General features: G+C 72.6%; 17 protein-coding genes. 8 read left to right on the plus strand and 9 right to left on the minus strand.

Annotated elements, in window-relative coordinates; genetic code table 11:
• Nucleotides 1–95: 95 nt before the first annotated feature.
• Entirely contained in the window at nucleotides 96–1,424 is a 1,329-nt protein-coding gene (locus tag CA12_RS21050) for an outer membrane protein assembly factor BamB family protein (RefSeq protein ID WP_145361084.1), read from the plus strand.
• A 78-nt stretch (nucleotides 1,425–1,502) separates the two neighbouring features.
• On the opposite strand, the gene CA12_RS21055 is transcribed toward CA12_RS21050, so the two are convergent.
• Nucleotides 1,503–2,507, minus strand: coding sequence for a zinc-dependent alcohol dehydrogenase family protein (locus tag CA12_RS21055; RefSeq protein WP_145361085.1), 1,005 nt, complete (start codon nucleotides 2,505–2,507; stop codon nucleotides 1,503–1,505).
• The gene (locus tag CA12_RS21060; protein ID WP_165700907.1) at nucleotides 2,504–3,463 is read right to left on the minus strand and encodes a phosphotransferase; all 960 of its coding nucleotides are present in this window, start codon (nucleotides 3,461–3,463) and stop codon (nucleotides 2,504–2,506) included. The genes CA12_RS21055 and CA12_RS21060 overlap by 4 nt, the downstream gene beginning before the upstream one ends.
• Before the next feature lie 316 nt (nucleotides 3,464–3,779).
• Between CA12_RS21060 and CA12_RS21065 the strand changes: the two genes are divergently transcribed.
• The 3 genes from CA12_RS21065 (at nucleotide 3,780) to CA12_RS21075 (ending at nucleotide 8,657) form a co-directional block, all read left to right on the plus strand.
• Nucleotides 3,780–5,591 (plus strand): hypothetical protein, encoded by a 1,812-nt coding sequence (locus tag CA12_RS21065; protein WP_145361087.1) that lies wholly within the window; start codon nucleotides 3,780–3,782, stop codon nucleotides 5,589–5,591.
• The gene (polX, locus tag CA12_RS21070) at nucleotides 5,588–7,384 is read left to right on the plus strand and encodes a DNA polymerase/3'-5' exonuclease PolX (RefSeq protein WP_242688067.1); all 1,797 of its coding nucleotides are present in this window, start codon (nucleotides 5,588–5,590) and stop codon (nucleotides 7,382–7,384) included. Before CA12_RS21065 ends, polX begins: the two co-directional genes overlap by 4 nt.
• Before the next feature lie 109 nt (nucleotides 7,385–7,493).
• Nucleotides 7,494–8,657, plus strand: a complete 1,164-nt coding sequence (locus tag CA12_RS21075; RefSeq protein WP_145361088.1) for a dienelactone hydrolase family protein — start codon at nucleotides 7,494–7,496, stop codon at nucleotides 8,655–8,657.
• A 139-nt stretch (nucleotides 8,658–8,796) separates the two neighbouring features.
• Here CA12_RS21075 and CA12_RS21080 read toward each other — a convergent pair whose 3' ends face one another.
• Nucleotides 8,797–9,321, minus strand: a complete 525-nt coding sequence (locus tag CA12_RS21080; protein ID WP_145361089.1) for a hypothetical protein — start codon at nucleotides 9,319–9,321, stop codon at nucleotides 8,797–8,799.
• Nucleotides 9,318–9,914, minus strand: a complete 597-nt coding sequence (locus CA12_RS21085; protein ID WP_145361090.1) for a zinc-ribbon domain containing protein — start codon at nucleotides 9,912–9,914, stop codon at nucleotides 9,318–9,320. The genes CA12_RS21080 and CA12_RS21085 overlap by 4 nt, the downstream gene beginning before the upstream one ends.
• Before the next feature lie 124 nt (nucleotides 9,915–10,038).
• On the opposite strand from CA12_RS21085, the gene ychF reads away from it, so the two are divergent.
• The gene (ychF, locus tag CA12_RS21090; RefSeq protein ID WP_145361091.1) at nucleotides 10,039–11,127 is read left to right on the plus strand and encodes a redox-regulated ATPase YchF; all 1,089 of its coding nucleotides are present in this window, start codon (nucleotides 10,039–10,041) and stop codon (nucleotides 11,125–11,127) included.
• 368 nt (nucleotides 11,128–11,495) lie between these two features.
• Nucleotides 11,496–12,218 carry a hypothetical protein gene (locus tag CA12_RS21095; RefSeq protein ID WP_145361092.1) on the plus strand — a complete coding sequence of 241 codons (723 nt, stop codon included), beginning with the start codon at nucleotides 11,496–11,498 and terminating at the stop codon, nucleotides 12,216–12,218.
• Nucleotides 12,219–12,490: 272 nt separating this feature from the next.
• Here CA12_RS21095 and CA12_RS21100 read toward each other — a convergent pair whose 3' ends face one another.
• Together CA12_RS21100 and CA12_RS21105 are read right to left on the minus strand one after the other, a co-directional pair.
• The gene (locus CA12_RS21100; RefSeq protein ID WP_145361093.1) at nucleotides 12,491–12,916 is read right to left on the minus strand and encodes a hypothetical protein; all 426 of its coding nucleotides are present in this window, start codon (nucleotides 12,914–12,916) and stop codon (nucleotides 12,491–12,493) included.
• A gap of 869 nt (nucleotides 12,917–13,785) precedes the next feature.
• Complete coding sequence (locus CA12_RS21105; protein WP_165700908.1) at nucleotides 13,786–14,541, minus strand: YkgJ family cysteine cluster protein; 756 nt, start codon at nucleotides 14,539–14,541, stop codon at nucleotides 13,786–13,788.
• Between the two features lie 290 nt (nucleotides 14,542–14,831).
• On the opposite strand from CA12_RS21105, the gene CA12_RS21110 reads away from it, so the two are divergent.
• Complete coding sequence (locus tag CA12_RS21110) at nucleotides 14,832–17,240, plus strand: hypothetical protein (RefSeq protein ID WP_145361095.1); 2,409 nt, start codon at nucleotides 14,832–14,834, stop codon at nucleotides 17,238–17,240.
• Between the two features lie 37 nt (nucleotides 17,241–17,277).
• Here CA12_RS21110 and CA12_RS21115 read toward each other — a convergent pair whose 3' ends face one another.
• Nucleotides 17,278–17,502 carry a hypothetical protein gene (locus CA12_RS21115; protein ID WP_145361096.1) on the minus strand — a complete coding sequence of 75 codons (225 nt, stop codon included), beginning with the start codon at nucleotides 17,500–17,502 and terminating at the stop codon, nucleotides 17,278–17,280.
• Nucleotides 17,503–17,589: 87 nt separating this feature from the next.
• A complete protein-coding gene (locus CA12_RS21120) occupies nucleotides 17,590–18,462 on the minus strand; it encodes a dienelactone hydrolase family protein (RefSeq protein ID WP_145361097.1) in 873 nt (290 codons plus the stop codon).
• A 273-nt stretch (nucleotides 18,463–18,735) separates the two neighbouring features.
• Between CA12_RS21120 and CA12_RS21125 the strand changes: the two genes are divergently transcribed.
• On the plus strand, nucleotides 18,736–19,761 hold the full coding sequence (locus tag CA12_RS21125; RefSeq protein WP_145361098.1) for a hypothetical protein: 1,026 nt from the start codon (nucleotides 18,736–18,738) through the stop codon (nucleotides 19,759–19,761).
• A gap of 126 nt (nucleotides 19,762–19,887) precedes the next feature.
• On the opposite strand, the gene CA12_RS21130 is transcribed toward CA12_RS21125, so the two are convergent.
• Entirely contained in the window at nucleotides 19,888–21,855 is a 1,968-nt protein-coding gene (locus CA12_RS21130) for an FHA domain-containing serine/threonine-protein kinase (RefSeq protein ID WP_145361099.1), read from the minus strand.
• Between the last annotated feature and the right edge of the window lie 146 nt (nucleotides 21,856–22,001).

Here is a 22,001-nt window from a genome sequence, read left to right on the forward strand (position 1 = left end):
GGCGCGCCTCCGGGCCGGAGAACAAGCGTTTCCGATGCGTGCGGTTGGGCGGGACGGTTCCTAGACTGCACAACCCTCCTCACCCGGACTCGCCGATGCCCGCCCGCCTGCTTTCGCCCCGCTTCCTCGCGTTCGGGGTCGCGGCCCTGTTCGCCGCCGTCGTGTCTCCCCTGACCGCCGGCGATTGGCCGCAGTGGCGCGGGCCGGAGCGGGACGGCTTCGCCGCCGCCGACGAGTCGCTCGGCCCCGCCTGGGGCAGCGACGGGCCGGAGGAACTGTGGTCCCTCGAGGGGATGGGCAAGGGCTTCGCCAGCGTGGCGGTCGTCGGGGACCGGCTCTACACCACGGGGAACTTCGACGACGGCCAGCGGGTCGTCGCCGTCGATCTGCCGGCCGCCGGCGGGCAGCCCTCGATCGCCTGGTCGAAGTCCTTCACCGAGGGCGTGCCGAAGCACGGCTACGACGGCTCCCGCAGCACGCCGACGGTGGTCGGCGACAAGCTGTACGTCACCGGCTCGAACGGCAGCATCGCCTGCCTGTCGACCGAGGGCGAGGTGCTCTGGAGCAAAGACTTCGCCAAGGAATACGGCAGCGGCAGCCAGTCCTGGGGCTACGCCGAGAGCCCGCTGGTGGACGGCGACCGGGTGATCTTCACCCCCGGCAGCGAGAAGGCCCTGATGGTCTGCTGCGATCGCAACACCGGCAAAGAGATCTGGAAAACCCCCTACCCGCCGCAGCTGACCGGCGGCAAGCGCGAGGCCGGCTACAGCAGCGCCGTGATCTCCGAGGGCGGCAAGGTGCGGCACTACGTTCAGATGACCGGCGGCGGCCCGATCGGCCTGCGGGCGAGCGACGGCAAGGTCCTGTGGGGCAGCGACGCCGCGGCCAACGGCACCGCCGTCATCCCCACCCCGCTGATCGGCGGCAAGGGCGGGAATTGGGCGTTCGTCTCCAGCGGCTACGGCGCCGGCGCCGCCTGCTTCAAACTCTCCCCGGCCGGCCGCAACGAGTTGAAGGTCGAAACCGTGTACGAGCTGGAAGGCCGGGACTTCCAGAACCACCACGGCCAGATGATCCTCGCCGACGGCTACGTCTACGCCGGCACCGGCCACGGCGGGAGCGCCAACAGCCCGGTCTGCCTGAAACTGGAAACCGGCGAGATCGTCTGGGGCGGCGGCAAGGACAAGCTGACCGGCTCCGGCAGCGGCAGCGCCGCGGTCATCGCCGTCGGCGACGAACTGCTGTTCCGCTACCAGTCCGGCCAGATCAGCCGCATCGCCCTGACCACCAAGGGCTACGAAGAAAAGGGCGTGTTTACCCCCCGCGTGGTGAAAGACCCCAGTTGGGCCCACCCCGCCGTCGCCGGCGGCGTCCTGTTCGTCCGCGAGCAGGACACCCTGATGGCCTACCGCGCCGGCGAATGACGCCGACCTGCGGGTGACGAGGTGAAGCGAACCACGAGCCGGGGGGCCGCCCCCCGGCTCGTGTTCGTTTCGGTCGGCTCACGCGCCGATCGTCAGCCACGCCTTGCCGCCGCGGCCCGGCTGCTCCGCGACGGCGACGGCTTCGGAAATGCGGTCCAGCGGGAACGATTCGCCCACGTCGTTGGCGATCACGCCGGCCGACAACAGCTTACCGACGGTGCGCATCACGCGGAGCTTCGTCGGCAGGCCCGCGGCGTCCATCCATTTGCCGAGGTAGAAGCCCTCGACGGAGAGCCCGTGAAACAGCAGGTGCCGGGCCGGCACGGCGAGCGGGGCGCCGGAGAGCGTGCCGAAGGAGATCAGCCGCCCCCCCGCCCCGAGGCAGCCGACCGCTGCCCCGCCGGTCGCCCCGGCGACCGGGTCGATCGCGTGCCGGATCACGGCTCCGCCGGTCGCCTCCTTCACCTTCGCGGCGAGGTCGGCGGGGGACTCGCGGTTCTCGTCGAACGTCACCACCGCGTCGGCGCCCAGACCCCGCAGCGTTTCGGCTTGCTCCGCCCGCCGCACGACGTTCACCGTGCGAAACCCGCGGTGCACGCCCAGCCGGATCACCATCTGCCCGAGGCTCGACCCCGCCGCCGTTTGCAGGAGCCACGCCCCCTTCGGCACGGCGAGGACCTTGGCCGTCAGCAGGTACGCCGTCGCCGGGTTCACGAAGAACATCGCCGCCTGCGGCAGGCTGAGGTCGCCCGGCAGCGGCACGCAGCGGTTCGCCGGCAGCGTGACGTATTCCGCCCAGTTCCCGCCGGCGCCGTTCAGCACGGCGACCCGCTTGCCCCGCAGCGCCAGGCCCAGCAGGCCGCCGCCGGACTCGACCACGCCCACCCCCTCGTACCCCGGCACGGCCGGCGGGTCGGGGAGCGAACCGTATTCGCCCCGCACGGTCATCAGGTCGGACGGGTTGATCGGGCTGGCGAGCATCCGCACCAGCGCCTCCCCGCCGGCGGGCGTCGGCTTCGGCCGGTCGATGCAACGCAGGACCTCCGTCGGCTCCCCGAACGAATCGAACTGAGCGGCTTTCATACGAGAACTCCCGGGGTCGGTTCGATGCGGGCCGCGACGGCGGCGAAGTGAGCGAGGCGGTCGAGGGCGGCGGGCCTGCGGGCTTCAGGATGCTCCTCCCACGTCCCCCGGGCGACCCAGGCGAGGCCGCTGAGCAGCGCCCCGGCGTCGTGCAACACGCCGGCCAGCGCCTCCTCCGCCTCGGACAGCGGCCGAACCGTGCGGTAAGCGACGATCAGCGGGGCGAGGCTGGGGACCGCGAAGCTGCTCGCCACCCGGGCGAGGTCGGCGGCGGGAGAATCCGCGAGGGCCGCCGCCGGGTCGATCAGCCCGGTGACGCGGTCGCCGGCGACCAGCAGGTGCTCCCGGTGCACATCCCGCAACACGGGGGCGAGCGGAACCGGTCGACCGGCCGCGGCGTCGAGCCGGGCCGCGAGCGTGGGACCCACGGCCGCCAGCGTCGCGAGCAAGCATTCGCCGTGCGCTCGGAACGGGGACGGCGGTTCGCTCCGCAAGCAGACCGCGGCCCGTTCGCCCCCGCCGTCGAGCCACTGCGCGAGGAGCTGCCGGCGGTCGAGCAGCGACCGCGGCGTGCCGACGGGCGTCGGGGCGAAGTACGGGCGGGCGGCGGGCGACGGATCGAACGTCGCCGCCGCCGAGTGGAACCGGGCCAGAGCCACGCCGGCCGCCGCGAGTTGTGAGGAGGTCGGCGTCGCCGGCAGCGGTTCGCCCGGCAGCCAGGGTTCGAGTTGGGCCAGCCGGTTGCCGAGGGGGAACAGCGTTTCGCCGCCGAGGGTCGCCACGGGCACGGCGATCGGCAGGTCCGGGGCGACGCGGCGGACGTGGGCCAGCAGGGCGTGCAGGCCTTCCAACCGAGCCCGCGGCGGCGGGACCGCCGGCCAGCGCCGCAGGGCGAACTCGCCGGCGGAAGTTTGGACCCGCGTCACCGCCGCGCCGCTGAAGCCGGCGGTCGGCACCCGGCTCGGGCCGGTCGGACGCAGGGCGGGCCCGAAGAGAACCGCGAACTGACCGTCCTCGAGTGGGCCTTCCTCCGCCGGGACGCCCCCCCGCAACGCCGGGGACGGAGAGCGGCGGAGCGGCGACGGAACGGCGATTGCGAGCGGGGGGCAGGGTTCGCGGCGGCGCCCGGCAGTGTGGTCGACGCCGGCTGCCCGTCCACCCGGCCCGGGCGGTTTCCCGGGGGCGCCGACGGGTCCCGCAGAGTTTGACAACGCCCCGCCGCCCGGTAGAACCGGGGTCGTTCGCCCCGCCCCCGGTCCCGCTCCGCTCCGCATGCTCCGCCCCGCCCGCGGTTTCGATCGGCCCGCTCCCTCCGAGCGGCCGCGGCATTCCCTCCGGCGGCTCTCGGCCCGCTGGTTCGGGGGCCGTCGCTGGGTCGGTGCCGCGGCCCTGCTGGCCGGGCTGGCCGTCCCCGCGGGCCTCGGGGCCCAGGCCTACACGAGCTTCTACGGCCTGCGGGCGTACACGACGTACACCGACCCCTACTCCGGCGCCTCCACGCAGACCGTCCGGCCGTTCTGGGACGTCCTCGGCGTGTTCCAGCGGCCGGTGGTCGCCTCGGGTTCGGTCGTCTCCGCGGGGTACGCCTCCCCGAGTTCCTACAGTGCCTCCTACGCCCCGGCGTCCTACGGCACGTCGTATTACGGCGGCAGCTCCTACGCTCCGGCGGTCTCCTACTACGGCGATTCGGTCTACGACTCGAGCGCGACCTATTACGGCGGGACGGTGACGGACGGCGCCCTCGGCGGCTCGTTCTACAACTCCAGCTACGCCGGCGGGGCGTTGCCGTACCGGGGGACGACCACCTACAGCGTCTACGGTTCGTCCCGCGGATCGGTCACGCTCGGCGACGCCTGCTGTCAGCCGGCGCCGGCCTGCTCGCCCTGCGCCGATCCCTGCGGGGGGAATGCCTGCCAGGGGGGGAACTGCACGTCGTATTCCGTCCCGGGCGACGACGACGTGATCGAATCCGATCCCGTCTTCGCCGATCCGCCGGAGGATCTGGACCCCGTGCCCTCCCGTCGGCCCTCCCGCCCGTCGACGCGGGATCGCGACCGGGACCCGCTGGACGATCTGGAGCCGCCGTCGTTCGAGGACTCCTTCGACGACGCCGCCCCCTCAGATCGGCCCCGCCCCGCCCCCCGGACCCGGCCCGAGGATTCCGTCCGCGACGAGTTCTCCGACGAATTCCCGGACGACGAACGGCCGACCGGCGATCCGTTCGAGAACCCGCTGGACGACGGGGGCGACTTCGGCGCCGACCCGATGACCGGAACGAACTCGGACGGCGATTTCGGCGACGCCCCCGGCAGCGGCGTGCGGCCGGCGGAGAACACCGCTCCCTTCCGCCGCGACCGCGGCGGCCTCGCCGAACCGCCGGGCGCCCGCACCCGGCCGGTGCCCTCCACCGACGAATCGTTCTCGCCGCTCGACGACCCCACGACCGGCAACTTCCAGGACTCCCGCCCCAACGGCGGTGCCACGCCGGGCAACTACGGCGCCAACCCGGGCGGCGTCCAACGGCCCAGCGGCACGGGGGACGCCTTCGGCGGCGATCCGGACAACGTCGGTCGCCCCGGCGACGGCGCCTTCGCCGACCCCCCGGGCGAAAGCCCCGCCTTCAGCGACGAGTTCTTCGAAGAGGACGTGTTCGGGAACGATCCGAACGCCCGCTCCTCGTTCCGACTGGAGCCGAACGACGTCGACCTCACCGGCCCGCCGACCTCGGAGGATGAGGACGCCGCCGGGGAGACCGCGGACGGGACCGACGCCCCCGAGGACGCCGCCTCCAACGGAGACGCCGCCGAAGACGCGGACGCCGCCGACCCGGATTCGGCCCGGCTGTCGGCGCCGGAGCCGGAGAGCGGCCCGACGCTGGACCCCGCCGAACCGGCCGAGCCGTCGGCCCCCGCCTCCGGCGACGCGGCCGCCGCCCAACCGCGGCTGATCACCGCGCAGCTGCTCCACGAAGACCTGCGTCGGACGCGGCTGACGCTCCGGGTCGGCCACACCCGCATCGCCCGCTTCCGTCACCGGCCGGTCGATTCCGCCACGACCCCGGACGTGCAGATCGCCGCCCAGTGACGGACGGTTCGGCGAATGCGGCGGACGGCTCCCCGCCCCCCCCGCCCGCGGGGGAGGCGCCGGGGAACGGCACGATCGCGGCCCGACTGACGGAACTGGCCGATCTACTGGAGATCGCCGACGCCAATCCCTTCCGGGTGCGGGCCTACCGCTCCGCCGCCCGCACCTTCAAGGGGCTGGCCGAGCCCGCCGCGGCGCTGCTGGCCGCGGGACGGCCGCTGACGGAGTTGCAGGGCGTCGGCAAAGACCTCGCCGCGAACGTGGCGACGCTGCTGGAATCCGGCACGTTCCCCTCGCTGGAAGAAGCCCGGGACGCCGTCCCGCCGGGCGTCCGCACAATGCTGCGGTTGCCGGGGCTGGGGCCGAAGAAGGTCGGGGCGATCTACCGGGACCTCGGCGTCAAGACGCTGGAGGGGTTGGAAGCCGCGATCGCCGACGGTTCCCTCGCGGGGCTGCCCGGGTTCGGCAAGAAGACCGGCGAGAAGGTGCTGGCGAACCTCGCCCTGGTGCGGGAGGGGATCGCCCGCTCGCTGCTGGCCCGCAGCCTGCCGATCGCCGAGAGCCTCGCCGACGCCGTGCGGGCCGCGCCCGGCACCACGGCCTGCGAACCCGTCGGCAGCGTGCGGCGACGGGCGGAGTCGGTGGGCGACGTGGACCTCTCCGCCGCCTCGACCGACCCGGACGCGGCCGTGGAGGCGTTCTGCACGCACCCGCTGGTCGCCGAAACGCTGAGCCGCACCCACCGAACGGCCCGCGTGCGGCTGACGGTCGATCCGGGCCGGCCGACGGAGGCGGAACTGGTCGTCAACGCCCCGGAGGCGTGGGGCGCCGGGCTAATACTCGGCACCGGGTCGAAAACGCACGTCGCGGCGCTGCGGGACTGGCTCTCCCCCGCCGGCCTCACCCTGACCGACGCCGGCCTGATCCGCGACGGCGTCCTGATCGACAGCGCCACGGAGGCGGCCGTGTACGCCGCGGCGGGGGTCGCCTTCGTGCCCCCCGAACTCCGCGAGGGCGGCAACGGCGTGCTGCGGGTCGCGGACCTCGAACAGGGCGGCGGACTGCCGACGCTGGTCGAACTGGGCGACCTCCGCGGCGACCTGCACATGCACACGACCGCCAGCGACGGCGCCGGCACGATCCGCGAGATGGCCGCCGCGGCGAAGGCCCGGGGGCTGAAGTACATCGCGATCACGGACCACTCCCAACGGGTGACGATGGCGAACGGCCTGAACGCGGAGCGGCTGCGGGCGCACTGGCGGGCGATCGACGCGGCGAACGTGCTCACGCCCGGCGTGCGGATCCTCAAGGGGATCGAGTGCGACATCCTCGAGGACGCCACCCTCGACCTGCCGGACGACGTGCTGGCCGACGCCGACTGGGTCGTCGCCGTGCTGCACTACGGCCTCTCGCAGCCGCGGGATCAGATCATGAAGCGGCTGACGACGGCCCTCGAAAGCCCGCACGTGGACTGCATCGGCCACCCCAGCGGCCGGCTGATCGGCAAGCGACCGGGGGCGGATATCAATTGGGAGGCGTTCCTCGACCGGGCCGCGGCGACCGGCACCCTGCTGGAGATCAACGCCGCCCCCGAACGCCTCGACCTCTCCGCCGAGCACGCCCGCGAAGCGGCCAACCGCGGCATCCCGATCGTCATCAACACCGACGCCCACGCCCCGGGCGCCGTCGGGGCCGCGACGTGGGGCGTCTATCAGGCCCGCCGAGCCGGCCTCACCGCCGAGCAGGTCGCCAACACCCGCGACTGGCCGGGGCTGAAGGCGTTGTTGAAGTAGAGCGGAACCGCACACGCCCGGCGCCGTCGCGGCCGGCCGCCGGAGTGTCTCGCTCGCTCCCTCGCCGGTAGGTTGCCGGGGCGATCGATCCTCTCAACAGGCCGCCGCGATGTCGTTCCGAACCGTTGCCTCGCTCCTCGTGGGTCTGTCGCTCTCCGGTCCCGCGTGCGGCGGCGACTCGATGTTCGCTCCGCCGCCGCACCTGGTCGGCGAACTGGGCGACCTTCGGTCCCCGTTGCGATTTAACGACGGCCGGCCGGTCGAAACGCCGGCCCAGTGGGAGCGGCGGCGGGAGGAGATTCGGCGGGACTGGGATCGGCTCATGGGGCCGTGGCCGCCCGTGATCGAACTGCCGCGGGTGGAGACGCTCGGCACGTCGCAGCAGGACGGCTACGAACAACGGCGGGTTCGGTTCGAACTGGCGCCGGATCATCCGACCGAGGGCTACCTGCTGATCCCGCCGGGCGACGGCCCACGGCCCGCGGCGCTGGTGGTCTATTACGAGCCGGAGACGGCCATCGGCGAGGGGACTCCGCACCGGGATTTCGCCCGCCAATTGGCCCGCCGCGGCTTCGTCACGCTGTCCGTCGGCCACCAACCGTCGCTGTATTACCCGAGCCGGGACGACGCCCAGCTCCAACCGCTCTCGGCTCTGGCGTACGGGGCGGCGAACGCCTACCACGTGCTCGCGGCGCAGCCGGAGGTCGACGCCGACCGCGTGGCCGTCGTGGGGCACTCCTACGGCGGGAAATGGGCGCTGTTCGCCGCCTGCCTCTACGAAAAGTTCGCCTGCGGCGTCTGGTCCGACCCCGGCGTCGTCTTCGACGAGACCCGTCCCAGCGTGAACTACTGGGAGCCGTGGTATCTCGGCTACGAACCGGCCCCGGCCCCCGCGGACGGGGCGGACGCACCGGCCGCCGACGTCCCGCCGCAGCACCGCCGCTGGGGCGCCGGGCGGGTGCGGGCCGCCTCCGGCCCCCCCACCCCCGAGGACCCCGCGTTCGGCGCCTACCCGGAGCTGGTCCGGCAGGGCCGCAACCTGCACGAACTGCACGCCCTAATGGCCCCGCGGCCCTTCCTCGTCTCCGGCGGGGCCGAGGACCCGCCGGAGCGGTGGCGAGCCCTCAACCACAGCGTCGCGGTCAATCGCCTGCTCGGTTATGAGAACCGCGTCGCGATGACGAACCGGGCGGAGCACGCCCCGAACGAGACCTCGAACGCCCAGATCGCGGCGTTTCTCGAACGCTTCCTCAAACCCGCGGCGGGTGATTGAATTGGCGGGAGCCGGCCGGCGTTCCGCCCCGTCCCTTCCCCGTCCGAGAGCGAGCCCCGATGACCGTCCAGTTCCGCCTGTTCCGCAGTTCGATGAGCAGTTGGGAAACGCTGTTCGCCGACGCCGCCGCGACGCTTCCTTAGGGCGTGGCGCGGTCGTAAATGAAGACGGACCGCGAAAGGTACAGTTCGTCGGTGACGACGTTCTGTGTGCGAAGCAGACGTCCCTCCCGGACGGAGAATTGCTCGCTCACGACGGTGTCGCCTTCGTCATAACGCACGGGCGAGTCGTCCGAGGCGATGAGGGGAGGACCGTCGCCCGTGGGCGCCGCCCAGGCTTTGCCGTCGATCGTCCGGAGCCGGCCGTCAAACGGCTCCGGGGGAAGCGTCGCAATCCCGTGCCGGTCGTAGAACTCTACCGTGACGCCGAGCTCCGCGGCTCGAAGGAAACGTTCTTCGAACCTCCCGTCTGCCCGGACAGTCAGCGTGAGGCCGGCCGCCGGGGATCCGTTCGGCGCGAGGTCGCCGCCGTCGCCCCGCAGCCACGCCGCCATCTCCGGAGGCCGACCGCCCGCGACCCCCTCGTCCTCGACCGGCAGTTCGTCCGTGATCTGCACGGCCGCGATGAGCGTCCACTGACCGACGAGCGCTTCGACGCCGCTCATTCGGTGCCCGGACTTGCCTGAAGCGCGTCGAGGCGGGCTCGCAGTCTGTCCGCGGCAGCCGCGAAGTCCGGTTCGGCGGAGAGCCGGTTGAGCGCCGCTCGGACCCGTTGATTCGCCTTCGGACCGAACTTCCCTCGTTCGATCAACCGCACCCCCGCGGCGGCCCCGGCGAGCAGGTCGTCCGGTGACCCGGCGCGGTCCAGGTCGGCGGCTTTGCGGGCGTACCGCTCGGCGAGTTCCTTCTCCCGCTGGATCGCCTGTCGGCACTCCACACAGTGAAGGCATTCGGTGCCCAAGTCGAATTGGAGGTCCTCGAACCAGTGTCTCTGCTCCTCCGCGAACCAGAGGAAGCCGCGCCCGCAGTCTTTGCAGCGGCAGTCCTGATCAAAGTAGCCGGCTTCCTGCATCACGCTCGGTGTTTGTCGGCCGAGGTCCGCCTTCACATAGGTTCCCGGAACCGCCTTGGGGCGATCGACGAGCCTTCGAGCGCCTCCAAACCCGAGCACGCCCTTCCACGAGTCCGGCGTGAACCGCGGGCCGCGGCCGTAGCGGGGGTGAACAACGTAGTCGGCGTAGCGGCTGAGGTCGGGCACGGGCGGGGACTCCAGTACGACGGGACCAGTCTATCGACAACGACAAGCCGCCGGCCTGCCGGTTCGGGCGGCGCTGCGGTATCCTTCGCCGCCGCTCCCCCCGCCCTACCCAGTCAGTTACCCCATGGAAGCCGGCATCGTCGGTCTGCCGAACGTCGGCAAGTCCACCCTGTTCAACGCCCTCACCCAGGCCGGGGCGTTGGCCGCGAACTACCCCTTCGCCACCATCGAGCCGAACGTCGGCGTCGTGCCGGTGCCGGACCCGCGGCTGGACCTCATTCAGTCCTTCATCACCTCCCAGAAGGTGATCCCGGCCAGCGTGCGGCTGGTGGACGTCGCCGGGCTCGTGAAGGGCGCCAGCGCCGGCGAGGGGCTGGGGAACAAGTTCCTCAGCCACATCCGCAACGTAGACGCGATCTGCCACGTGGTCCGGTGTTTTCAGGGGGAAGTGACCCACGTCGACGGCGACGTGAACCCGGTCCGCGACATCGAGACGATCCAGACCGAACTGCTGCTCTCCGACCTGCAAATGGTCGAGTCGGCCAGCCAGAAGTCCGCCAAGCTGGCCCGCGGCGGCGACAAGGAGGCCAAGGCGAAGCTGGCCCTGCTGGAACAGGTCGGCGCCGTGCTGAACGAGGAGCAGCCCGTGCGGAGCCTCCAGATCGAGGACAAGGAGCAGCGCAAACTGCTCCGCGGCTTCGCCTTCCTGACGGCCAAGCCGGTGCTGTACGTCGCCAACGTGGACGACACGGACCCCGCCGGCGAGGGCCCGCTGGTGCAGGCCGTGCGGGACTTCGCCGCCAAGGACGGGGCGGACGTGGTGCCCGTCTGCGCCCAGTTGGAAAGCGAACTGGCCGAACTGGACGAGGAAGACCGGGCCGAGATGCTGGCGGACGTCGGCCTGGAAGAGCCGGCCCTCGCGGCCCTCAGCCGGGCGGCGTATCGCACGCTGGGCCTGCAAAGCTTCTACACCGCCGGCCCCAAGGAGGTGCGGGCCTGGACGGTGCCGGTCGGCGCCACCGCCCCGGAGGCCGCCGGCCAGATTCACAGCGACATCCAGCGCGGCTTCATCCGCTGCGAGACCTACAGCGTCTCCGACCTGGTCGAGCTCAAAAGCGAAAAGGCGATCCGCGAAGCCGGCCGCCTGCGGGTCGAGGGGAAGGAATACGTGATGCGGGACGGCGACGTCTGCCACTTCCTGCACAACGGCTGAGGCCGGCGCGGTGTCGGACGGACGGGGTCGTCGGGGCCGGCGAGAGCACGGCAGCGGAGATGGACGCCCCCCTGCCGCCCCCGTCCCGCGCGGGGCTCGGCGCCCGGTGCGAACGGTCCCCGTGAGATCGGCCGTCGCCTGTCCGCTTGCCGAAGTCCGAGCCGGCAAATAACGTCTGGGGACGGTCCATCCGGTTGTCAACCCCCATTGCTGGAGTTCCCATGGCTTCAGTTTCTTCGTTCCGACTCCCGAGGCCGATCGCCGGCCTCGCCCTCATCGTGCTTGGCGGATGTCTGGGGGAGACGGCCGACGAGGCCGGCGCCGCCGTGCGGGCTCCGAGGGCCGGCTCCGCCTCCGGCCGGGTCACGATGCCCGACGAGTCCCCGATCGTCGCGGAGGTGAAGGACTTCTTCGTCTCGATCGAGGGCGTCTCCGAGGCCGGGGAGCGGGTGTCGTACGCCCCGGCCGTCCAGGACGACGGGGCCTACACGCAGAAGCTGGCTCCCGGCCAGTACACGTTCGGCACCTCGAGGATCGCCGTCGTCTTCGACGGGCAGGAGCATTTACTGCCCCTCGAGCCCGTCGGGCGGCTGGCCGGGAAGGATCGCGACGCGGCCGACGGGATCGTGCAGGACTTCGTCTGGAAGCCGACCGGCGTGACCCCCTACGGCCAGTCCCAGGGCTCCGACCCCAACAACCATACGCACTGGTACGGAATGCACGTCCGGCTGAGCGCCGACGGCTATCGCAACGATCTCAAGGCCGCGGCGACGCCGCTCCCGGTCGAGGCCTCGCTCCGCTTCTCGCTCGAGGCCAAGGGCAAAGGGATCGACGGACGGGAGGCGCCCTCGTTTTCCGTCGACCGGACCGTCGATCCGGACGGTTATAAGAATCAGGATCTCAACGATCTGATGCCGGCCCGGTACGTCCTTACCGGCGTCGCGGTCCTCCCCGACGGCACGACCAAGCCGCTGCTGCTCCAGGGGCCCGGCGACTACCCGGGCTACAAGCCGAGCGTGGAGATCGCGCCGATCAACGATCAGATCCTCGGCAAACTGTCCGGCCCCGCCGTCTCGTTCGTGATGAAATGACGGTCCGGCGGACGCCGGACCGCTGATCCGGCCGGGCGGCCGGGGTCGGCCGACGAGCAGCGTCGGTTCGCGGATCGACGCCGACCGGCCGCCCCCGGACCTGTGACGCGGCACGCTCCTGATCGGACGCCGCCCGTCCCGGGGGCGACCCGAGCCACGGCGGCCCCACGAGCCAAGGCCACAGCGGGCCGACCCCGGCCACCCGCCCGCCGAGGGAAAGCTGGAACTGAACACAGAGCGCCGCGGCGGCCAGGATCCGCTACAGCGCGAGGTCAGGCGTCTGCCTCGGATTCGGCATACCAACCACTGTAATCAAAGAACGGGTGGCCCGAGACAAGCTGCCCCGACCGCAACTCGTCGAGTGACCACAGATGTTCTGTGTACTCGTCCTGTGCAGAGCCGCTGAAAATGGCCAGAAGGGAGGTCACGAAGTCGAAGACCTGTTCGTCGCCCGGATGCCTTCCCGACACATCGGCCATAACTCCGGCCGACGGCTCGCCACCGAACCGTCGGACCAGATCCGTCCAGCCTTCGGGCCCCAACTCCCTGGGCCCGCCGCGGTAGAAGTTGATGTACAGGCAAGGATCATCGGCTGAAGTTGCCAGCCACGGCTCGCGCTGAGCAGGATACGCGCCGTCGAGGTAAGCCGCTATTTCCTCCTCAGTCGTGCCACGGAGGAAGACGAAGACGGATCTCACGGTCGCCTCCGAGACGCCTAACGAGTGTTTATTTTGACATCATGCGCGATCAGGCGCGCCGTGCAGCACTGGCGTGTCGCCAGTGAGGAATAATGCTGCTCACAGTTTGTTGCCACCCTACTAAGCGGCGTCGGTCGCGGGGGACGATTCTTTCCCCGTGGAGCGTCAGCGGAGCGAGGTGAGCATGCTAACAATGCCCGACGGCCCGCCGTGTGCGGTGTCGCGTCGCCCTCCCTCTTCGCCTGTCCCCGGCGCGAGCGTGGGCCGCCCCTCGACCGCCGATCAGTTGGGACGCCGAACCTCTTGTTCGCCAATGGGTTCCGAAAAAAACGTCCCGCCCCCGCGTAGGGTGAGGGGTTCGACCGCATGCCGCCCGCAGCGAGGCGGGCGGCGGTCGGGTCCCTCGCGGGGCGACCCGGCCGGCCGACGTTGGTGACGGACGCCGGACCCGCGTCGCCCCCGCGCCGTTCGGCCTGCGCAGCCGCGCGGCGCGACACTGCCCCCCGCCTGTCGGCATGGACGCCGCACCCGCCCCGCCTTCCCTCGGGAGAGCCCACGAGCGTCCGCTCGTCCGGCCCCGGGTCCCGCGGGCGGGCCGTCCCCGAGGCCCGGCGAACCACTGCCGGCGCCCGTATTCCACCTTCCCCACTCCTGCCCCGGCGCACACCGGCCGGGCCCCGGCGCCGGTTCTCCCCGGCACAGGCCGGGCGGGGCGGCGAACGATCCTGCGTGTGGTCAGAACCTTCGGTGACATTTCGATCCGCGACCCGGCTGCGGCGGAGGCAAATCCTCCGCCGCGGCCGGGTTCGCCGCTGCGCCGACAATCACCCGCCTTCCGTCGCCCGCCCGTGACCGCTCCGCCGACCCGTTCACGCCGCCCGACGCAGCGGGGTCTCCGCGGCCCCGCCGTCGGCGATGCGGCCGGCGTAGATCGCTTCCAGGAACGCCGGGAAGGCCTCCGCCGACCGGGGGGCGCCGTTCCAGGCGGCGGCGACGCGACGGAAGAAGTCCATCTCCCACCGGGCCGCGGCGAGTTCGCCGGGGGCGGTCAGCGGGTCGACGTCCTCGGCGGTCCACGGCCGCGGACACAGCTCGTAGGCCGGGTGCGTGCCGGAGCGGCCCCGGGCCGGCACGTCGTGCACCTTGACCAAATGGCCGTCCGAGGCGAACCGCAGCGGGAACGAGCGGCAGGAGGCCGGCCGCTGCCCGTAGACGCCGCACCGGCCGGTCCCGCGGGGGTTCTCGGCGGTCGGGGGGGTCTCCTGGAGGAACCGGCACTTCGTGCTGCCGGGGAGCGTCGCGCTGGGCTCGTGCGTCAGGCAGAGCACCGTCGCCGCCTGCGGATCGTCGGCGAAATACAGCACCGGGGCGTAGCGGCGGGAGATCTTGCCCTCCGCGTCCGGCCAGCGGCAGGCGACCTCCCAGAACGACCGCCCCGTCTCCCGGGTCAGACGGAACACGTCCGCCCCGGTCACCGGCACCGCGAAGCTCCGGCAACACCCGGCGTGGCACCCGTCGCAGGGCGTGCCGCCTTCCGGTTCGACGCCGCACCCCTCGCCGGAGCCGCACCCGCCGCCCGAGCAGCCCCCACGTTCCCCGCCGCCGAGCACCGTGAGCGTCGGCAACGGGAGCAGGGTCGGGCCGTCGTCGCCGCCCGTTCGGGGGGCGCCGGGGGGGTTGTGCCGGGGGGCAGGTCGGCCGTGGGTCATCCGCCGTCGCTCCATGCCGGGTCGGAAGGGGGTCCCCCCACTCATCGGTCCCGGGGGCGCCGGGGTTCACCGGCGGCGGCGCGACCCTCCCGGGCGGGGCGATCTGCGAAAAACTTCGCCGGCCCCGACGGTTTCGTGCACGAAACGGCGTCGGCGTTCCCACCACTACCTCAGCCCCCCGCCCCACTCCCACCCGCCCCGCCGCGATGCGCCTGACGCTGCGAACCCTGCTGGCCTACCTGGACGATCAACTCTCCCCGTCGGAGATGCAGGAGATCGGGGCGAAGTTGAAGGACGCCCCCGCCGCCCGGGAACTGGCCGAGCGGGCGAAGGAGACGATCCGCCGGCGCCGACTGGGCGTGCCGGGCGATCCGGGTGCCGGCGGCGACGCCGGCGCCCCGACGCCGGACGTGGCGGCGCTCGATCCGAACGAGGTCGCCGCCTATCTGGACAACGCCCTGCCGCCGGAGCGGGTCGCCGCGGTGGAGCAGGTCTGTTTGAACGATGACGCGCATCTCGCGGAGGTCGCCGCGGGGCACCAGATCCTCACGCAGGTGCTGTCCGAGCCGGTGGCGGTCCCGCCGACGCTCGCCTCGCGGCTGGCGGGCCTGGCCCCGGCGGCGGCGGCCGATCCGGACGTTGCGGCCCATCCGTCCCGGCCGGCCCATCAGTCCTCCCCGAACATGGCCGCGGTCCCGGCGGGTCCGCGGTCCGAAGGCTTCGAGGCGGGGCTGCCCGAGCATTTGCGCAAGCACACCCGCCGGAGTTGGGGCTGGGTCCCGTACGCGGCGGCGGCGTTGCTGGCGGCGATCTGGCTGGGATCGCTGGCCTTGGACGAGGACATGCTCCGCGGTTGGGCGGGCGGCGCCGACCCGGCGAATCCGGACGCGACCGGCCTGCCCTCCGCCGCCGTCGCCGACGCGGAGAACGCCGCCGAAGTCGACGACCCCGCCGGGGACGCGGCGGGCGAGGCCGGGGACGCGGTCGACGCCTCGGCCGCCCGCCTCGCCGCGGCCGAGGCCGCCGCCGCGGCGGTGGTCGCGGCAGACACGGCCGCCGACGAGGCCGAAGCCGTCCGGCTGGCCGACACGATGCCCGTCGACCCTCCCCCGCCGGAAGCCGGGGCCGGTCCGGTCGCCGTCGCCTCCAGCGACGCGACGATGCCCACCGCGGACGCGGCGAACGCCAACCCGGCCGCCCCCGCCGCGGGCGACGCCGTTTCGGGCGACGCAGTTGCGGGCGACGCAGTTGCGGGCGATGCCGCGACCGCGGACGCCGCCCCCGGCCCCGCGGTTCGTCCCTCGGCGCCGCTGACGGTCGCGGACGGTCGTGGCCTGTACGCGCTCGACCTGGAGCGTGGGGGCTTCTACCTCGTCCCCGCCGGGCAGCCGGTGCCGAAGGGCGTGCCGCTGGTCGTGCCCGAGCCGTTGCAGGCGACGGTCGCCGTGGAGGGTCTGCCGCTGACCATCGAGCTGCTCGGCGGCACCCGGGCGCTGTTCGATCCGGCCCAGGCCGACGGGGCGTTGGTCGGCCTGGCGGTGGTAGACGGCCGCGTGCGACTGATCCGCGGCGACGCGGCGACCGATGGGAACGAACCGGCCGTCGTGTTGGGCGCCGGCGCGGCGAAGTGGCGGTTGACGCCCCAGCCGGGCGCGACGGCGGCGATCGTCGTCGAGCCGCGGCGGCCGGAGGGCGCCGGGGCCGACCTCGCGGGCGCTCCGCAGCGGGCGGCGTTGGCGGCGCTGGGCGGGGCCGTGGAGGCCGTCGATCTGGCGCCGGGTTCCCAGCGGGAACCGGTCGCCCTGCCGCCCGGCAGCGCCGTCGCCATGATCACCGAGGCCGGCCAACTGGCCGCCCCCGGGGCGGCGCCGGCCCTCGCCGCCGGAATGTTCGTCGACGGCCTGCCCGGCTGGACGACCGGGAACCCGCCGTCGGAGGCGGAGACGCTGCTCGCCGATCAGTTCGCCGCGGCGTTGATCGACGGCCAGCCGCTGGAGATCTCCCTGCCGCCGCTGGTCGAGGATCAGCGGGAACTGCTCGCCCGGCAGGCGGTCGCGGCGCTGGCCCTGGCCGGCCGGGCGGGCGATCTGGCCCGCACGCTGAAGCGGACCCCGCACCCCTCCGTCGTGCTGGTCGCCGCGAACGGCCTCCGCACCCTCCTGGGACGCAACCCGGAGATGGACGCCGAAGTCCGCAGCGCCCTGGACCGCGAGTTCCCCCCGGAGGCCCGCCTAGCCCTCGGCCGGCTGCTCGACCGGCTCACCGACGCCGAGGCCCGCGATCCGCAGGTCAGCGCCGTGGTGATCGACGCTCTGGAGAGTTCCGAACTGGCCGTCCGCACGCTGGCGATCACGGAGCTGGAGCGGCTGACCGGCGTCACGAGGTCCTATCGGCCGCTCGATTCCGCGTCGCAGCGCGAGAGCGCCGTGAAGCGCTGGCGGCGGGAACTGGACCGTACCGACGGGGCGATCCTCGATCCGAACGAGGCCGCCGCCGAACCGGTCGACGCCGGCGCCGAGGCTGCGGAGACGCCCGCCGCACAGCCCGGCGGCGCCACGCGCCCCGGCAATCCCACGGGGGTGGACTTTGACCGCCTCATCCCCGGCGACCTTTGATCGCTCGACGGGTTCGCCGCTCTCATCAAGAGAGCGGCTAACCCGCGTTCGGCTCGTAGACCACCGCCATCAGCACGTCGCTGGGGGCGAAGGCGCTTTTCGTCAGGCCGTGGGAAGCGTCGTCCGGCACAACTGTCTGCGGGGCGATGTTGCCGAACACCTGCACGACCTTCGCCCCGCTGTCGCGAAGCCAGTCGTTCATCTCGGTCTCCAGCGAGGTCAGGTCCGCCTCGGTCGCCTTGAAGAACTTGATCTGCTGCATCGTGACGCCCGGTTGAGGGAGGGGGCCGATCCGTTGGCATCGCGTCCCGGACGCTTCAAGCGTTCGGGGCGCTCCGCTTCGAGAGAATTACTGGGCGGCCTGGGCGGTCGGCAACGATTCGCCCTTCAGGGCGACGTCGAACATCGCCCTCATCGCCGCCCAACTGCGGGCGTCGGCCTTGGCATCGTAGCCCAAGCCGTCCCGCCCCTGGTCGTCGGCGCCGGGGTTGGTGAAGCCGTGCTTGGCCTTGGCGTAGGCGGTGAAGACGTAGTCGGCCCCCGCTTTCTCCAGCGGGGCGAGGCAGGCTTCCACCTGATCCGGCGGAACGAACGGGTCGGCGGCGCCGTGGCAGATCATGATGCCGGCGGAGACGTTCGCCGCCTCCTCCGCCGAGGCGGCCGGCAGCGCCCCGTGGAAGCTCACCACCGCCTTCACCGGGGCGTGGGCGTAGGCCATCTGCAGCACCGTCGCCCCGCCAAAGCAGTAGCCGATCGCCGCCAGATTGTCCGGGTCCGTCTTGGGATGCTTCTTCAACTGATCCAGCCCGGCGAGGGCCCGGCCCCGCCAGTCGTCCACATTTTCCCGCACCATCCCGGCGAACTTCGACGCCTCCTCCGGGTGCTTCGCGGTCTTGCCCTGCCCGTACATATCGACGGCGAAGGCGACGTAGCCCATCTCCGCCAGCATTTCGGCCCGGTGTTTGGCGTAGTCGTTCAGGCCCCACCACTCATGGACCACCAACACGCCGGGCCGGGGGCCGTCGAGGGCGTCGTCGTAAGCGACAAACCCTTTGAACGTCGTGCCGTCGTGCTGATATTCGACCGTCTCCGTCTTCACCGCCGCGGGGGCGGCGACGGCGCCAACCGCAAAGGCGGCCACCGCCGACAGCAGGGCGAGCGGACGGGGCGACCGACGGACGAGGCGGGCCGGGGCCGGGAGAGATCGGGCGGGGGCGTGCATCCGGGCGATCCTTGGAGGGGACGGGGGGACGGGCGGCGGGGTCCGGTTGAACGCTCCGGGGCGGTTCGATCAAGCGGGCGGGAACAATCCGCGCCCGCGGACCGTACCACCCGGACGGTCCGCGGCGGTATCGTCCGAATCGGGGGCGGACCCTTCTGTCCCGTTCCGGGATTCGCCCGACCCCGCCGCCCCGTCCCCGGGCGATCCCGTTCCTCGGTCGCGTCGTCGATCTCCCTCCCCGTCACATCGCCGACCTGCTGGAGAACCCGCAAAGTGCCTGCCGCGATCGTCGCCCGCTGCCCTGATTGTGCCAAGGGGCTCAAGCTGAAGCCGTCCGCCGCGGGCAAAACGGTGAAGTGCCCCGCCTGCGGGGCGGCGGTGCCCGTCCCGGCCGCGGCCGGCGACGGGGCCCCCCGGGCCGACGACTCGACGACGCGGCGGAACCCGGCGAAGGCCAAGCGGAAACGCAGCGCCGAACCCGCCGCGGCGGCGACCGGCAGCGGCAACAGCGGGGAGATCTTCGCCGGGCTGGACCTCGGCGAGTTCGGCCACGAATCCGGCTCCCAACGTTCGCTCGCCAAGCAGGGCCTGCCCGGCCGCGTCCAGAAGGGCCCGCTGACCGACGAGACGGAGGTGATCAACAACGCCCCCAAAAAGAAGGAGGAGCCGCCCACCCCCCTGCCCGTGGTACTGGGGATCGTCGGCGGCTCCCTCGCGGTGCTGGGGATCGCGGGGGCGGCGGTGCTGTTCCTGCTGCTCGGCTCCGGGCCGGTGGAACCGCCGGGCGAACTGGTCCGCTACACCCACCCGGAGCGCGGCAAGTTCGCCATCGACGTCCCGGACAACTGGGCGACCGCGACCGAGGGCGGCGGCCAGGGCGGGCGACCGGCGTTCGCCACCTTCGAGGGCCCCGGCGGCGAGGTGCAGATTCGCCAGAGCCTCAGCGGCTCCGCGATCGGCGACATCGCCAGCGCCGGCGACACCCAACTCGCCCCCGGCGAGGAGCTGCCCGAAGAACTGACGGCCATCTACGGTCAGCACGAAGCCGTGAAGGGGCAGGTCGAGTCGAACTTCTCCAACTACTCCGAAACCGGCGGCAAGAACTTCGATTCCAAGGCCGGCGAGGCCCGCCGCAGCACGTTCACCGCCTCGGGAGCGTTGGGCGGAGCGATCACCGGTTACCGGGGCACCTATCGGATCGGCAACGACACCTACACCGTGGTGATGCAGAGCTCCACCCGCGACTTCGCCGTCATGGGGCCGGTCTACGAGAAGATGCTGGAGAGCGTCGGCCGCTGACCCGCCGGAGAGTGAACCGTGAGCTCGAAGCGCAAGCTCCGGCCGTGCATTCCTACGCCGGACGACGCACGGCCGGAGCTTGCGTTCCGGTCTGGTATCAGACGGAGAACCCCGCCGCAGCGCTCTCTAGAACACCCACACGGCCGCGGCGGTGCCGGCCGCGGCGAGGGCGGTCGCGGCGGCGAGCAGCCAGGGGCCGAGCGGTTTGCGGACCGGCCCCAGACGCAGGGCGTACCGCCGCGAGCCGAGGGTCAGCACGTCGCCGTGGCCCAGTTCCCCGCGGGCGCCGCCGTGCAGAGGGGCGTCGTTAATCGCAACGCCGCCGCCGAGGTCGACGACGCTCCAGCCGCGGCCGTTCCAACGGAACTCGCAGTGCACCGGGGCGGCGCCCGGATCGGTCAGCCGCACGTCGCAGTCGGCGGAGCGACCGAGCGTCAGCCGGCCGCCGCGGACAGGGATCTGGGGGAGGAACCAGCTGGCCAGCCCGGCGGGCGTCAGCCGGGTGGGCGGGGAGATCGCGGGCAGTTCCAGGCTGCTCGGCGTCGGCTCCGCCGCCATCGGCGGGGCCTTCGGAGACCAGTCATCGACGACGCTGGAGTCCGGGGCGACGTCGGATCCGGCGCCGGCGTCGGACTCCCGCCGTCGGCCGACGTGCGACAGGCGGGAGAAGGAGTCCCGCACCTGCGAGCCCTGCTCCGCCCCGAGGATCTGCGAGGCGAGGTCCGCGGCGCTGCGGCCCGTCCCGAGCGGGGCGGCGGTGAGGATCGACGAGGAATCGTCACGGCGTCCGGCGTCCGGCCGGGCGGTGTCGAGGTCGGCGGTGGTGCCGGTTTCGCGGTCGGACTCCGACGGCGCCTGCGGCGGGGCCGAGTCCGGCAGAACGTCCGGCTTCTTCGTGCGGGCGGCCTTTTGGGCCGCCTCTTTCCGCCGCCGCTCCAACTTCATCGCCGCGGCCCGGGCGCGGGAGTTCAGAATCGCCTCGAAGTCGAAGGCCACCGGCTTGCGGCGGCAATACGGCTCCAGCGCCGCGGCGACTTCCGCGGCGTCGGCGGGGCGCTCGTCCGGCTCTTTCGCCATCAGGCGGGCCACCAGCGCCGCGACTTCCGCCGGGGTGTCCGGCGCCTTGCGACGCACGTCCGGCACGGGGTGGCGACGGTGGGCCCGAAGCACGTCCCGCCCGGTGCGGGCCGGGTACGGCACGCGGGCCGTCAGCAGCGAATACAGCGTGCAGCCGAGCGAATACAGGTCGGCCCGCGGGTCGATCTCCGTGCTGTTGCGGCTCTGCTCCGGCGCCATGTAGTCGGCGGAGCCGACGCAGTCGTGGCCGAAGATCATCTGCAAACTGAACTCCGCCGCCGCCTGGTCCGTCAGCAGGGCCAGGCCGAAGTCCGCCACCTTCACCGTGCCGTCCGCGGCGACCAGCAGGTTCGCCGGCTTCACGTCCCGGTGAATCAGGTACGCTTCGTGACAGGCGGCCAGCCCCAGCGCCGCCTGACGGGCGATGTCGCAGGCGGCGCCGCTTCTGACCGGCCCGCCCCGGATCAACAACTCCTCGGCACTGACCGCCTCGACGTACTCCATCACCAGCAGGTGATCGCCGGGGCCGTTGTCCGCCTTGCAGAACCGCAGGGACCGCACGACGTTAGGATGGTCCACCCGCCCCGCGGCGACGCCCTCGTATCTCAGCCGGGCGATCATGCCGGCGTCGTCGCGGAGGCCCTCGGCGAGCACCTTGAGGGCGACCTTCCGCCCCGCCGTCGGACCGTCGCCCTCGTCCCGGGCGACGTAAACATTGCCCATCCCGCCGGCCCCCAGCACCGCCAACAGCCGGTAGCGGTCGAGGAAGAACCCGCGGTAGCGCCCGGCCCGCAACCGGTCGGCCTGATAGCGGGTCAGCAGCCCCTCGCGGACCAACTCGGACGCCGCCGCCTCCGGGCTCCAGCCGCCCAGGCTCTGCGTCAACTCGGCGACGCGAGCCTCGGGGAGCAGGTCGCTCTTGCCAAGCGTCTCCAGCAACCCGCCGGCGTCGCCGGCCCGGGCGATCGAGTCCTTCCGCGCAGCGGGGACGTCGGCGGTGGATCGGGAGCGGGGCACGGGCAGAACGCGGTCGCGGGAAATGCGTCCGGAAACAGCTTTGAAGTGTGGCGAGCGCCGGACATAAAGTATCACCCCGCCCCCGGTCCGGGGAAGCACGTCGTGTGCCCGGCCCCGTTTTTCATTGACCGGGAGCCGAACCGTCC

The organism is Alienimonas californiensis (assembly GCF_007743815.1).
Classification (GTDB): Bacteria; Planctomycetota; Planctomycetia; order Planctomycetales; family Planctomycetaceae; genus Alienimonas; species Alienimonas californiensis.